Genomic DNA, 13,333 nt, shown 5'->3' on the forward strand with positions numbered 1-13,333 from the left:
CCCTCTGCCGCTAGCGCGTGTCCCGCCATGACAGATGACCTCCGCGCCGCCGCCCTCGTTTCCAAAGCCTGGCCCTATGAGGAAGCCCGGAAGGTGCTGGCGCGTCTGAAAGGCGGCGTGCCCGCGAAAGGCAACGTCCTTTTCGAAACCGGCTACGGCCCCTCGGGCCTGCCGCACATCGGCACGTTCAACGAGGTGCTGCGCACCACCATGGTCCGCCGCGCCTTTGCCGAAATGTCGGACGTGCCGACGCGGCTTCTGGCGTTCTCGGACGATATGGACGGGCTCCGCAAGGTGCCCGACAACGTGCCCAATCAGGCGATGCTCACCGAGCACCTCGGCGAGCCGCTGTCGCGCATTCCCGATCCGTTCGGGAAGTTCGAAAGCTTCGCGCACCACAACAACGCAATGCTGCGCGCCTTCCTCGACCGCTTCGGCTTCGAGTACGAATTCGCCAGCTCGACTGATTACTACACATCGGGCCGCTTCGACGATCAGCTGAAGAACGTCCTCGCCAACTATCAGGCGATCATGGACATCATGTTGCCGACGCTGCGCGAGGAACGCCGCCGCACCTATTCGCCCGTGCTCCCCATCAGCCCGGTTTCGGGCAAGGTGCTGCAGGTGCCGATCGAGGTCGTGGACGCCGCGGCGGGCCTGATCCGCTTCGAGGAAGACGGCACGACGCACGAGCACTGCATTCTTTCGGGCGGTGCCAAGCTGCAGTGGAAAGTCGACTGGGCGATGCGCTGGGTCGCGCTTGATGTCGATTACGAGATGTACGGCAAGGATCTGACGGATTCGGGCGTGCAGTCCGGCCGCATCGCGAAGGTGCTCGGCGGACGCAAGCCCGAGGGGCTGATCTACGAGATGTTCCTCGACGAAAAGGGCGAGAAGATCTCCAAATCCAAGGGCAACGGCCTCGCGCTTGAGGACTGGCTGACCTACGGCCCCGGCGAAAGCGTCGCCTTCTATGCCTACCGCGAGCCGAAGAGCGCCAAGCAGCTTCACATTGGCGTCATCCCGCGCGCGGTGGACGAATATTTCCAGTTCCGCGCGAACTATGCCGATCAGCCGCTCGACAAAAAGCTCGGCAACCCCGTGCATCACGTCCATGGCGGCAAGGTGCCGGATGCGGCGATGCCGGTGACGTTCGGGCTCCTCCTGAACCTCGTTGGTGTCATGGGCGCGGATGCGGACCGCGCGCAGGTGTGGGCCTATCTCGGCAACTACGTGCCGGGTGCGAGCGCAGAGGCGTATCCGGAGGTCGACAAGCTGATCGGCCATGCGCTGGCGTACAATCGCGATTTCGTCGCGCCGACGCTGAAGCGCCGCAAGCCCGATGCGCGCGAGACGGCGGCGCTGCGCGAGCTCGACGCGCGCCTCGCGGCACTGCCGTCAGAGGCGGAAGCCGAGGCGATCCAGAACGAGGTCTACGCGGTCGGCAAGGAAGGCGGCTTCGAAAACCTGCGCGATTGGTTCGCAGCGCTTTACGAGACGCTGCTCGGATCGAGCCAGGGGCCGCGCATGGGCAGCTTCATCGCGCTCTACGGCATCGCCAACACGCGCCGCCTGATCGCCGAGGCGCTGGCCTAAACACACGATGATCGCATAGGGCGTTCGCGAGCGCCCTTGTGCTTTGGCCTATCACGCACTAACTGAAGTTACATGAAACGCGACAGCCGCCTGTCGGGCGTGCTCCATGTGCTGCTGCACATGGCCGAGCACGAAGGCCCGATGACATCCGAAACGCTCGCGAAGGCGATGCAGACGAACCCGGTGGTGATCCGGCGCGTGATGGCCGGGCTTCGCGATGCGGGTTATGTGCGCTCCGAAAAGGGGCACGGCGGCGGCTGGACGCTCGCGTGCGATCTGGGCGCCGTCACCCTACGCGACATTTACAATGCGCTTGGCCACCCCGCCCTGCTGGCGATGGGCAACCGCACCGAAGCCCCTGGCTGCCTTGTCGAGCAGGCCGTGAATGCAGCGCTGAGCGATGCCTTTCGTGAAGCCGAGGCGCTGCTGCTGGCACGCTTCGAAACCGTCACGCTTGCCGCGCTCAGCACCGATTTCCACGCCCGCCTGAAACAGCGCGGCCTCTCATTTGCAAAGGATCATGACCATGGCCACTAAAGCCGACGACGGGGCAATGGATTTCATCAAGGCCTTTTCGGACCCCGCCGCCGTGGCACGCTATGCCGAAGGACCGCCGCGCTTCGTGCCCGGCTTCGATGGTCTGCACCGGATGACCTCCGTGCTGCTCGCCGAGCACGCCCCTTCGGACGCGCGCGTTCTCGTCCTTGGCGCGGGCGGCGGCCTCGAACTGAAAGCGCTCGCCACAGCGCATCCCGGCTGGACGTTCGTGGGCGTCGACCCTGCCGGTGCGATGCTGCAGCAGGCGGAGCGGACGCTCGGCCCGCTGATGGAGCGTGTCGAGCTTATCGAAGGCTATATCGACGATGCGCCAGCCGGACCGTTCGATGCGGCCACATGCCTCCTCACACTGCATTTCCTGAGTGCCGCCGAACGTGAACGTACCGTTCGCGCGATCCACCAGCGCCTGAAACCGGGCGCGCCGTTCGTCGCGGCGCACGGCAGTTACCCGCAGGACGCATCGCGAGACCTCTGGCTGTCGCGCTACGCCGGCTTCGCGGTCGCCTCGGGCGCGGACCCTGAACAGGCCGAGATGGCGCGGAATGCGGTCGCCACGGCGGTCAACATGATGAGCCCGGAGGATGATCTCACGATCCTGCGCGCCGCTGGCTTTGCCGACGCTGAACCTTTCTTCGCGGCGTTCACCTGGCGCGGCTGGATCGGCCACGCCTGAGCGCACCGTTCATTCTGGTGCCGGTTGCGCCATTGCTTCACGCTGCCCCGCCCAGGTCAGGAGGGCGTCCAGCGCGGGGCAGAGCGCCTGCCCCCAATCGGTGAGGCAATATTCCACCTTGGGCGGCACCTGATGATGTACAATCCGGCGCACGACGCCGTCCTTCTCCATCTGACGAAGCTGCTGGATAAGCATTTTCTGGGAAATCGCCGGGATCACCCGTTCCAGATCGGAAAAGCGCAGCACATTGCCGCCGAACAGATGGAACAGGATCACGAGCTTCCAGCGCCCCTCCAGAATCCGGAGCACCTGCTCGACGCCGTCCGCAGCCGAACCCGGCGTCAAATGGCTATTCTTACCTTCGGGTAAGGTCCTTACATTTTCGTGCGTTCTTGTCATTTCAGAAGGCTAGTCCCACGCTCTGCGGCAATCAATCTGCCGGAGACCCTCCATGCCTCTCGACCTGCCGAAGCCCGTTGCCGCCTATTTCACAGCCGATAGGGACAGGGGAGACAGCGACGCCATCGTCCGCTGTTTCACCGAGGATGCCGTGGTGAAGGACGAGGGCAGAACCCACGTGGGACGTTCCGCAATCGCCGCCTGGAAAGCCGAAGCCTCGACCAAATACAATTACACGAGCGAGCCGATCGCGCTGGAAAACGCCGGTGACAAGACCATTGTGACCAGTCACCTCGTCGGCGATTTTCCCGGCAGTCCGATCGATCTCCGCTACATCTTCGCGTTCGACGGTGATCGGATTGCGTCGCTCGAAATCAAAGTATGACCTTTGGCCTACCGCGAAAGTCCCGCCATCTGCTGCTTCTGGTGCCAGTCCCTGAGTTCCGTCTGGAACGCTTCGATGCGGCGGAAGTGATCCTGGAAATCCTGCTCGATGTCCGCGAGCGCGCCGAGTGACCAGGTTTCGAGATCCTTTGAAGCCATGGCGTTCGCGGCGGTGAGGTAGCGCGCGGTCTTCGCGCAGAACGCGCCCTTCACGGGCGGATAGGCGTAATGATTGTAGAGCCGCGTCATGCGGCTGTCGCGGACGCGCAGGCCCTGGCTGCCGTGTTCGCGTCGATATTTGGCGTCGATCGCCTTGTTTGCCTTCGCGAGCACGCTCTTGTGGAGTTTCAGAAAGCGGTTGTAGCCGTCGCGCGGTGCGGTGTTCGCGCTCGTCACGCAGCTCAGCGCCGCGACATTGAGCGCGGACCGGACGTTGAACAGCGTCTCCAGCGGCCCAAGGCCGATGTTCGGCGTGAGGAAACGGCCGTCGCCATCCTTCGCGGGCAACTCATAGGCGGGATCGACGCCTGCGGGCGGCTGCGGCGGACGCGAAACCTGCGGCGGCGGCGGCGGTGCCTTGACGGGTGGCGGCGGTGCCGGCGGCGCGGCGCAGGCCGCAATGCCGAGCGTCAGCATAAACACCATCCATCCGCGACGCATATGTCCCCCACCCCTTTGCTCTGCCGGAGTCTTCTCACGGCGCATTTCCCGCTGTCCAGCGCCCGCGCGACGAAACGAGTCTGCGACACGTCATATGCCCGTCACGCGCACGTAACCTTGATCTGGTTAAGCCTCGCGCATCGAAACAGGGGACTGAAGACGATGGAACGCGGACCTTGCGCCTACAAGATCCTGATGTTCTGGGCCTGCCGCGCCCAAAAGCCGCCACGCCCCAGCTGGCGTCGTCGGCTTTCGGACGCGGTTTCGTTCCGCTTCGCTAGAGCGTAGCACCAGCAACGCGCTCGCCGCCAAGGAGCGCGCAGCCCATTCCCGCGCGCATCAGCGTAGACATAAGGCGCGTGTCGCCGAGCCGGGTCAATTTGTCGCCGATCTCGCCGACGGTCATGTCGCGCCATTCATCCTGCGTGCGCATCGTGTCGCCGGCCACCTCCGCGATCAGCAGCCAGTCCCGCTCCTGAAGCCTGCCGGCGAGTTCACGCGCCATGCACGCCGATTCCTGCTTGCCGAAGCCGCGCGAGAGCAGCGCGCTCTCGATCTGCGCATTCGACGGGTTGCACGCCGCGAGCAGACCCAAGGCCGGGAGCATGGCGAGGGCGCGCCGCATCGTCAGGCGCCCATCAGCGCGCAGCCGAGCCCGGCGCGCGTCACCACCTCGACAATCTCCGGATCGCCGATCGCCTGAAACCGCTTCTGAATTTCCCGCAGGCTCATCCGCTCGACCTCGCGGCGGTCGACGCCCTTGGCGAAGCGCGCGAGTCGCTTGAGCTGCGTCGTGGAGAGCCGATCGACCATCTGGTCCGCCATGCAGCCCGCGACAGGCCGCGAGATGCCCGCGCTCGTCAGGCTCCGCTCGATGCGGTTTTCATAGCTCGCGGCACAGCCCGCAAGGAGCGCCGCGGCGGTGAGGACAAACAGCACTGGTTTCATGAATCGGTCTCCGATGTTCGCGGCTTTCTTCACCCGATCCGCCTTAACCCAAGCTGACCCCGGTGCTATAGCTCTGCGCCATGAGCATCTGGACCGGCATCCTCGTCGCACTCGCCGCGACGCTCGCCATGGAAGGCGTCGCCTATGTCGCGCACCGCTGGGTGATGCACGGCTTCCTCTGGTCGCTGCACAAGTCGCACCACGAACCGCGAACGGGCCTTTTCGAGAAGAACGACTGGTTCGCCTTCATGTTCGCCCTGCCGTCTATCACCTGCATCTACCTTGGCGTCGAGGCCGGATGGCATCCGGCTTGGATGTGGGTCGGGATCGGCATCGCGGGCTATGGCGCGATCTATTTCGGCTTTCATGACGTCATCGTCCACCGTCGCATTGCGCACGGATATGTGCCGAAAAGCGCCTACATGAAGCGCATCGTGCAGGCGCACCGGCTGCACCATGTGGTGAACAGCAAGCATGGCACCGTGTCGTTCGGCTTCCTGTGGGCCCCGCCCGCCCGCGTGCTAAAGGCGGAGCTTGAACGCGCTGGCGGCGACATCCGGGTGCCGACGGGCGCGTGAGGCTACCGCCGCGGCCAACGGCGCTTCGGCTCGCCGAGCGTTTGCTGCCGAAACTGTGGTCGGCGGGCGTGCTGCCACCGCCCGATCTCGACGAAGACCGGCTGTTTCGGCAGGCAAGGCGTGCGGCGAAGCTGGACGATTTTGGGCCGGACGACGGCTGGCGCGACAATCTTTCGGTGCTGCTCTGCGCGCTCCGAGACGCGCCGATGAACGCCGTCGGGCGCACCATCGCGCACGGCAGCATCCTGAAAGTGCTCGTCGACCGCCTCCGCGCCGAGGCGCTGCTTACCGCGCATCCCGAAATCCGCGCGCGGCCGCTCGCGCCGCCGCTCGTCATCTGCGGCCACATGCGCTCCGGCACCACGCGGCTGCAGCGCCTGCTCGCCTGCGACGACCGCTTCGCGCACCTCCGGCTTTATGAAACGCTGAGCCCGGTACCAAGGCCGCACGCCGGGCACGATCCGCGTGTCCGCTGGGCAGGTTTGGGCTTGCGTTTCCTCAACTGGGTGAACCCCGGCAATGCCGCCGCGCATCCCACCGGGCCGATGGAGCCTGACGAGGAGACGGGGCTGCTGGAGCATAGTTTCTGGGGCGCGCAGATTGAGGCGCAGCGCCGCATCCCGGCGTTCGCCCGGCACTGCGAGAGCGCGGACGCCCTCCCCGTCTACCGCCGCTTCGCCGACCTGCTGCGCCTGGCCGGGTGGTTTCGCGGCAGCGACCCGAAGCTCCCATGGCTTCTGAAGTCTCCACAATATCTACAAGACTTGACTGCACTTTCGGAAGTTTTTCCGGATGCGCGCTTCATCTTCATGACGCGCGAGGCAAACGCGCTTGTGGCGTCGGGCTGTTCGCTCGTGTGGAACCAGATGGTGGTGCAGTCGGACGTGGTCGACCCGGCATGGATCGGCCGCGAATGGCTGTACAAGACCGCGCTCCGGCAGACCCGCGCTGATGCGTTCCGCGCGACGCTTGCCGATACGCGCGCCTTCGCGCTCGACTTCGCTGACATGGAACGGGACTGGCGCGGCAGCGTGCGCCGCCTTTACGACTGGCTCGGCCTGCCGTTTGGAGACGCACTGATGGCGCGGATGGAGGCGTATATGGCGCGCGAACGCCGCCATATCGGGCATCGCTACCGGCTCGCCGACTTTGGCCTTACGCCGGAGGCGGTGACGGCGGCGCTGGCGGCGTCCAGTCCGGCGTATCGCCCTTCTTCCACAGCGGCGGACGCGGCGGCAACGGCGTCGTGAGGTGGGCCGAAAGGAAGGCGCCGAACACGAAGCGCAGCTTTTCGGCGATCGACGTACCCTGCCGGTGATCCCACGCCGCAGGCCCCGCCGCACGGACCTTGTCTCCGATCGCGGCATAGATATCGGCGGCGGAGAGCACGGCCCGGCCTGAACGCCGGGGCAGACGACGCGCGCCCTCGCGCGCCGACACATAATAGGCATCCGCAAGATCGAGCAGCCGTCGGACAATGCCGAAGAGCGCGCCGCGATGTTCGGGACGCACATGATCGCCCGGCGGGATACCCGCATCGGCAAGCCAGTCTTCGGGCAGGTAACAGCGCCCAAGCGCGGCATCGTCGAACACGTCGCGCGCGATGTTCGTAAGCTGGAAGGCAATGCCAAGGTCGGCTGCACGGATCAGCAGATCGCGGTTTTCGGGGGCGATGCCCATCACGACGGCCATCATTTCGCCGACGACGCCGGCGACATGGTGGCAATAATCGAGCGTATCTTCGATGTGGTGGAAGCGGCGCTCGTGCACGTCCATCGCGTAGCCGGCCAGGTGCGCGAGCGGATAGGCGTCCGGCATTCGCGTTTCGTAAGCGACCACAGAGATTGCGCCGAATGCACTGATATCGCTTTTCTTTTCTGCAAGCGCAGCGAGCGTCTTCTGATTCAGTTCGGCAAGTCGCGCCGTAACGTCCGCATCTGTGGCCACACGGCCCTGCCCGCCTTCCTGCCCGTCGATCACGTCGTCACAGTGGCGGCACCACGCGTAAAGCAGCCAGGCGCGTCGCCGGGTTTCCGGGTCGAACAGCCTCGAGGCAAGCGCAAAGCTGCGCGATCCGCGCGCGATGCTGTGTTTCGCCCAGCGGGTCAGTTCATCCATTGGAAAGGTCGGCGAGCATCAGCCGGGCGGTCGCCTTCGCCGAGCCGACCACGCCCGGAATCCCGGCGCCGGGATGCGTGCCCGCGCCTACGAAATAGAGGTTCGGGATCACATCATCCCGGTTGTGCACGCGGAACCATGCGCTCTGCCAGAGCACCGGTTCGAGACTGAACGCCGAACCGAGGTGCGCCTTCAGTTCGGTTCTGAAATCCTGCGGCGTAAACCAGCTTTTGACCTCGATATTTTCGAGAAGTCCGGGAAGCACATACGCGTCGAGCGAGCGAAGAATGCGATCGGCATATTCCGGGGCGAGACTGTCCCAATCGCCGTCATACTTGCCGAGGTGCGGCACCGGCGACAGCACGTAAAAGCTGCTGCACCCCGGCGGCGACAGACCCGGATCGGAAGCGGTCGGATGGTGCAGGTAGAGCGAGAAATCGTCGGCGAGACCACCGCCGCCGTAAATCTCATCAAGCAGCGCGCGGTAACGCGGACCGAACAGGATGTTGTGGTGGGGCACGTCCGGCCATGTGCCTTTCGCGCCAAAATAGACAACGAACAGCGACGGCGAAAACCGCTTTCGTTTCAGCGATTTCGCTGCCGATTTTCCGCGCGCGGTTGCACCCAGAAGATCGGCGTAGGTGTGCACGATGTCGCCGTTGGAGGCGACCGCATCGAACACGTGGCGCTCGCCGCCCGCGACAAGGCCGGTCACCCGGTCCCCTGCAGTTTCGATCGCCGTGACGGGCAGCCCCAGCTTCACCGTGCCGCCCAGATCCTCGAACAGTCGAACGAGACCGCGTACCAGGGCGTGCGTGCCACCGCGGGGAAACCATACGCCCCACTTCTTCTCCAGCGCATGAATAAGTGCGTATATCGAGCTGGTATTAAATGGATTTCCGCCCACAAGAAGCGTGTGGAAGCTGAACGCCTCGCGCAGTTTCGGGTGGCGGATGTGGCTCGCGACGACCGAATAGACCGAGCGCCATGCGCCGTAGCGCATGAGTTGCGGCGCAGCGGCGAGCATCGACCGGAAATCCAGAAACGCTTCATGGCCGAGCTTCTCGTAGCCCTCGTGGAAAACGCCTTCAGAATAAGCGAAGAATCTACGGTAGCCCTCGACATCCTCGGGCGAGAGCGCGGCGATTTCGGCGGAGAGCCGCGCGTCGTCTCCCGTGTAGTTGAAGGTCGTGCCGTCCGGCCAATGCAGGCGGTAGAACGGCTCGACCGGCATCAGGTCGACGTAGTCAGCAAGGCGGCGCCCCGAGAGTGCGAACAGCTCCTCAAGGCAGGTTGGATCGGTGACAACGGTAGGACCGGCATCGAACGTGTAGCCCCCCTCCTCGTAAACATAGGCCCGCCCGCCCGGCTTTTCGCGCGCTTCGAACAGCGTGACGTCATGCCCTGCGGATTGCAGGCGCACCGCAAGCGCAAGCCCGCCGAAGCCGCTGCCGATGACTGCAATTTTCGCCATGGCCGCGCCTAGTCCACTCCAAGCATTACCGCAAGCGCCCGCCCTACAGGGACCGGCGGGCGACCCGCAAGGATGCGCAGCTTGTCGGCGCGCGTCGAACTGCCCGCATAGAGGCGCGCGACGAGCGCTTCCGGCAGCCGGTAGAAATGCTGAAGCACGCGGTAGCGCGCGGGCGGATCGGCCGCGCGGAACAACATGCGCGCGAGCATCCGGTAATAACGGCGGCCGTGCCACGTGCGCGTCGCGTGCGAACGCATGGCATTGTAGACGAGATCGGGATCGAACCGCGGCAGACCAGCGAGAAGATCGGCGGTGCGCACCGCATCGGGGAAGCTGTAGCCGGTGAGCGGATGGAAAAGCCCCGCCCGCATCCCGAGGCGCGCGACGTCCGGCGTCCCTGCATCCCAAAGCGCCTCGATGTTCCCGCCAAGCGCCAGCGGCAGCACGCCCTGTTCGCTCCTGACGACACCGTGCGGCCCGAGCCCGGCACCAAGTGCCCAGTCCCCAATGCGCGCCTTCACCGTCTCCACGTCGAGATCGGGGCTGTCGCTGTAGTACGTATCCTCGATGAGCAGGCGGCGCTCGTCCCACGGCAGCACGTAGACGAAGCGGTAGCCTTCCGCCTGATCAACGGTGGCGTCCATGATGAGCGGCGCTTCAATGCCGTGCGGGCGAAGTGTCTCGATCTCAAGGCCGACGAACTTCTGCCACGCAAGCTCCAGCGCTGTCGTCGGCGCATGGCCGCGCCCGTCGATGACGACGCGCGCGCCGAGCCGCTCGCCTGTTTCAAGCGTCACGCTGGTCGCATCCAGGCTACGGACCTTGCGGCCGAAGAGCAGGCAATCGGCAGGCATGGCGGCACGAACAGCGGCGTCGAGGTTCGCCGAGCGCGCGCTCGCATAGCCGTGGTGCAGTGTGCGGCTGAATGCCGGGAAGCGAACGTCGTAGCGCGGCCAGCGTGCGACATAGAGCGGCGCTGTCCATTCGCGCTGCGCGGGCGTCATGTCACTGTCGAAGGAAGACCAGATGTGATCGCCGCCGATCCGGCTTTCCGCCTCCACGATCGCAACGCGAAGCTCCGGTCGCCGCGTGGCAAGCCTTAGCCCCGCAAGCCCCGATGCCAGGCCCCCGCCCGCCAGGATCACGTCAAAATCCATGCCCCATCAGGTGTAGCGGGTCGGCGCACAATTGCCACCGGATTTGCATGACCGAGGGCCACGCGGCTGATAGAAGGCGCGCGTGGTCGAAGCCCTCATCACCGTCGCCGCGATGATCCTGATCGTCGCCGCCCGCTATCTGGCGGTTTCAGGCGCGTTTGCGTGGCTTTCGGGGCGCGTGCGGCCCGGCATCTACGCGGGCGCGCGAATGGCGCGGCAGATCCGCAGCGAGATCGGCTGGTCGCTGACCGCCGCGGCGATCTATGCGGTGCCGGCGGGGCTTGCGGTCTATGCGTGGCAGGCGCACGGCTGGACACGGATTTACACCGATCCGGGCGCATTCGGCTGGTGGTGGCTTCCGGGCAGCGTGCTTGCATATCTCCTCGTTCACGACACGTATTTCTACTGGACGCACCGCTGGATGCACGCGCCGCGCCTGTTCACGCGTATTCACAAGGTGCACCACGACAGCCGTCCGCCGACCGCATGGGCCGCGATGAGCTTTCATCCGTGGGAATCCCTGATCGGCGCGGCGCTGATCCCGGCGTTTACGTTCATCATTCCCATTCATGTCGCGGCGCTCGGCCTCGTGCTGACGGTGATGACCTTTTTCGGCGTCACCAATCACATGGGATGGGAGCTGTTTCCGCGCAGGCTGGTTAAGGGGCTGTTCGGGAAACTGGTGATAACCGCGTCGCACCATCACCGGCATCATCAGGATTATCGCTGCAACTACGGGCTCTACTTCCGGCATTGGGACAGGTTTTGCCGGACGGACAGCGGCCTTGGAGATTTCGATGTTGAAACGCGTGCTCATCACGGCGACGTGCCTGCTGCTTCTCGGCGCGGCGGCGCCACAGGCCTCGCTGCACCTGACGTTTGAAGGGCTGCGTTCGCAGAAGGGCAGCATCCGTCTGTGCCTTTGGCACGATGCCACAGGCTACCCGGATTGCACGCGCGGCACCGGTGCGACGAAGGAAAGCGTGTCTGCCGCGAATCCCGTACTTGACATCACGGGGCTTCCGCCGGGCGACTACGCCATCTCGGCGATCCACGATGAGAACGACAACAAGAAGCTCGACAAGAGCTTTATCGGTATGCCGACGGAGGGCGTCGCGTTCTCGAACAACGCGAAGGTCAGCTTCGGCCCGCCGAAGTTCGAGAAGGTGCGCTTCCATGTGGAAGGCGAGACGACGCAGACGCTGCGTATGCGTTATTTCCTTTGAAACCGTTACGCCTTAACGGACCCGCATGAAGTTCGAACGCAGCGAAGAGAACGTCGGCAACCGCGTCTTCAAGGGCGCGCTGTTCCTTGCCGGCGCGCGCTTCGTGCTCCGCCTGTTTTCGATGGTGAACCTCGTCGTGCTCGGCCGCCTGCTCGCGCCCGCCGACTACGGCGTCGCCAGCCTCGCCATCGTCGTGATCGGCTTCGTGCAGGTGCTTTCCGACATGCGCGTGAACAGCGCACTTATCGCACTGCGCGATATCGATACGCACCATATCGATACCGGCTTCACCATGAACTTCCTGCGCGGTGCGCTGATCGCCGCCATCCTGTTCATCTTCGCGGGTCCGATCGCGAACTACATGAACGAACCGAAGCTGGAGGATGTGCTGCGCGTGATCTGCGTGGTGCTAATCTTCGACGGCGCCCGCAACCCGGCGTTCATGATGTACCAGCGGAACATCGACTTTTCGAAGGAGTTCAACCGCCGCGTCGCCTCCACGATCTTCGGGTCGCTCGCCGCCATCGTGGTCGCGGTCGCCACCGAAAGCTACTGGGCGATCGTGGCGGGCACACTTGCGGGCCGCTTCACCGAAATGGTGCTGAGCTACTGGCGCATCCCCTATCAGCCGCGCGTCAGCTTCCGCGAATGGCGCACGTTCCTGGGCTTCGGCGGCTGGCTGACGATGTCGGGCATCATCTCCCACTTCACCCAGATCGCGCCGCAGTTCCTGATCGGCAAATACATGGGCGCCGCCCAGCTCGGCTATTTCACCATCGGCCGCGACGTCTCCCAGGTGGCGACGCGCGAGCTGGCGACGCCGATCAGCCAGGCGATCACCCCCGGCCTTTCCGCCATCGCGCACAACAACGAGCGCCTGCGCGGTGCATACCGCAAGGCGCAGTCCGTGATTCTGGGCATTGCGCTCCCGATCGGCGTCGGCACCGCGCTGATGGCGAACGAGATGATCGCGATCCTCGTGGGCACCAAATGGCTCCCCTCGTCAGAGGTCGTGGTCCTCCTCGCCCCCACCCTCGCCTTTACCATGATCACCTCCGCCACGGACGGGCTTGCGATGGCGAAGCGGGCGACGCGCGCGATGTTCAACCGCGCCGTCCTCGTCGCTGCGATCGCCCTTCCCGTCTACGGCCTTGCCGTCTGGCAGGGCACGTTCATCACCGTGATCTATGCGCTCGTGTTCCGCCTTCTGCTGCAGACCGCCGTGAACATGTATTTCGCCAAGACGCTGATCGGCGATTCGTTCTTCTCGCCGTTCACCGCAAGCTGGCGCAGCCTCCTTGCCGCCGCCGCCATGGCCGGCGCGGTGCTCGCCGTGCCCGCGCCGTTCGCACCGGGGGACGCGGAATATCTCGTCCTGCTCGAAATGATGCCGCGCGTTGTCCTCGGCGCGGTCACGTACGTCCTCGCGCACTTTGTTTTGTGGCGGCTCGCGGGCCGCCCGGACGGGTTCGAGGCGAAGATGCTGGAGGTTTCCGGCATCGCGCTCGGCAAGCTCCGCCGCTTTCGCCGCACGGCGAATTGACAGGCGCGCGCGAAGCCCT

16 protein-coding genes are annotated in these 13,333 nt (G+C 65.0%); 9 read left to right on the top strand and 7 right to left on the bottom strand.

Annotation, left to right across the window (positions count from 1 at the left end; translation table 11 throughout):
- Positions 1 to 27: 27 nt before the first annotated feature.
- The 3 genes from AAC014_RS03305 to AAC014_RS03315 all read left to right on the top strand — a co-directional run bounded on the left by AAC014_RS03305 (position 28) and on the right by AAC014_RS03315 (position 2,827).
- The gene (locus AAC014_RS03305; protein ID WP_339704069.1) at positions 28 to 1,596 is read left to right on the top strand and encodes a lysine--tRNA ligase; all 1,569 of its coding nucleotides are present in this window, start codon (positions 28 to 30) and stop codon (positions 1,594 to 1,596) included.
- Positions 1,597 to 1,668: 72 nt separating this feature from the next.
- Positions 1,669 to 2,133, top strand: coding sequence for an Rrf2 family transcriptional regulator (locus tag AAC014_RS03310; protein ID WP_339704070.1), 465 nt, complete (start codon positions 1,669 to 1,671; stop codon positions 2,131 to 2,133).
- Positions 2,123 to 2,827, top strand: coding sequence for a class I SAM-dependent methyltransferase (locus AAC014_RS03315; RefSeq protein WP_339704072.1), 705 nt, complete (start codon positions 2,123 to 2,125; stop codon positions 2,825 to 2,827). Before AAC014_RS03310 ends, AAC014_RS03315 begins: the two co-directional genes overlap by 11 nt.
- Before the next feature lie 9 nt (positions 2,828 to 2,836).
- Here the strand turns inward: AAC014_RS03315 and AAC014_RS03320 are convergent, their stop codons facing one another.
- Positions 2,837 to 3,172, bottom strand: a complete 336-nt coding sequence (locus AAC014_RS03320) for a helix-turn-helix domain-containing protein (protein WP_339704074.1) — start codon at positions 3,170 to 3,172, stop codon at positions 2,837 to 2,839.
- A 106-nt stretch (positions 3,173 to 3,278) separates the two neighbouring features.
- Here AAC014_RS03320 and AAC014_RS03325 point away from each other — a divergent pair, with 106 nt between their 5' ends.
- Positions 3,279 to 3,611, top strand: a complete 333-nt coding sequence (locus AAC014_RS03325) for a nuclear transport factor 2 family protein (protein WP_339704076.1) — start codon at positions 3,279 to 3,281, stop codon at positions 3,609 to 3,611.
- A gap of 8 nt (positions 3,612 to 3,619) precedes the next feature.
- On the opposite strand, the gene AAC014_RS03330 is transcribed toward AAC014_RS03325, so the two are convergent.
- From AAC014_RS03330 to AAC014_RS03340, 3 genes are all read right to left on the bottom strand, one after another.
- Entirely contained in the window at positions 3,620 to 4,246 is a 627-nt protein-coding gene (locus AAC014_RS03330; RefSeq protein ID WP_339704078.1) for a hypothetical protein, read from the bottom strand.
- Positions 4,247 to 4,547: 301 nt separating this feature from the next.
- Positions 4,548 to 4,895, bottom strand: coding sequence for a hypothetical protein (locus AAC014_RS03335; RefSeq protein WP_339704080.1), 348 nt, complete (start codon positions 4,893 to 4,895; stop codon positions 4,548 to 4,550).
- A 2-nt stretch (positions 4,896 to 4,897) separates the two neighbouring features.
- Positions 4,898 to 5,218, bottom strand: coding sequence for a hypothetical protein (locus tag AAC014_RS03340; protein WP_339704081.1), 321 nt, complete (start codon positions 5,216 to 5,218; stop codon positions 4,898 to 4,900).
- 80 nt (positions 5,219 to 5,298) lie between these two features.
- Between AAC014_RS03340 and AAC014_RS03345 the strand changes: the two genes are divergently transcribed.
- Both AAC014_RS03345 and AAC014_RS03350 read left to right on the top strand, forming a co-directional pair.
- Complete coding sequence (locus AAC014_RS03345; protein ID WP_339704083.1) at positions 5,299 to 5,796, top strand: sterol desaturase family protein; 498 nt, start codon at positions 5,299 to 5,301, stop codon at positions 5,794 to 5,796.
- Entirely contained in the window at positions 5,793 to 7,046 is a 1,254-nt protein-coding gene (locus AAC014_RS03350) for a sulfotransferase (protein WP_339704085.1), read from the top strand. Before AAC014_RS03345 ends, AAC014_RS03350 begins: the two co-directional genes overlap by 4 nt.
- Here AAC014_RS03350 and AAC014_RS03355 read toward each other — a convergent pair.
- Genes AAC014_RS03355 through crtY form a run of 3 tightly spaced genes read right to left on the bottom strand, consistent with a single transcriptional unit; the run spans position 6,952 to position 10,545 of the window.
- Entirely contained in the window at positions 6,952 to 7,914 is a 963-nt protein-coding gene (locus tag AAC014_RS03355; protein WP_339704087.1) for a phytoene/squalene synthase family protein, read from the bottom strand. The genes AAC014_RS03350 and AAC014_RS03355 overlap by 95 nt on opposite strands.
- A complete protein-coding gene (locus AAC014_RS03360; RefSeq protein ID WP_339704089.1) occupies positions 7,907 to 9,388 on the bottom strand; it encodes a phytoene desaturase in 1,482 nt (493 codons plus the stop codon). The genes AAC014_RS03355 and AAC014_RS03360 overlap by 8 nt, the downstream gene beginning before the upstream one ends.
- Positions 9,389 to 9,396: 8 nt before the next feature.
- Positions 9,397 to 10,545: a lycopene beta-cyclase CrtY gene (gene crtY, locus AAC014_RS03365; protein ID WP_339704091.1), complete on the bottom strand. Its 1,149-nt coding sequence runs from the start codon at positions 10,543 to 10,545 to the stop codon at positions 9,397 to 9,399.
- A gap of 112 nt (positions 10,546 to 10,657) precedes the next feature.
- On the opposite strand from crtY, the gene AAC014_RS03370 reads away from it, so the two are divergent.
- From AAC014_RS03370 to AAC014_RS03380, 3 genes are read left to right on the top strand one after another with little or no spacing between them, the layout of a single operon-like run.
- Entirely contained in the window at positions 10,658 to 11,428 is a 771-nt protein-coding gene (locus tag AAC014_RS03370) for a sterol desaturase family protein (RefSeq protein ID WP_339705328.1), read from the top strand.
- Positions 11,343 to 11,771 (top strand): DUF2141 domain-containing protein, encoded by a 429-nt coding sequence (locus AAC014_RS03375; RefSeq protein WP_339704093.1) that lies wholly within the window; start codon positions 11,343 to 11,345, stop codon positions 11,769 to 11,771. Before AAC014_RS03370 ends, AAC014_RS03375 begins: the two co-directional genes overlap by 86 nt.
- A gap of 25 nt (positions 11,772 to 11,796) precedes the next feature.
- Positions 11,797 to 13,314 (top strand): lipopolysaccharide biosynthesis protein, encoded by a 1,518-nt coding sequence (locus tag AAC014_RS03380; RefSeq protein WP_339704095.1) that lies wholly within the window; start codon positions 11,797 to 11,799, stop codon positions 13,312 to 13,314.
- The last annotated feature ends 19 nt before the right edge of the window (positions 13,315 to 13,333 follow it).

Source organism: uncultured Sphingosinicella sp. (assembly GCF_963974575.1).
Classification (GTDB): Bacteria; Pseudomonadota; Alphaproteobacteria; order Sphingomonadales; family Sphingomonadaceae; genus Sphingosinicella.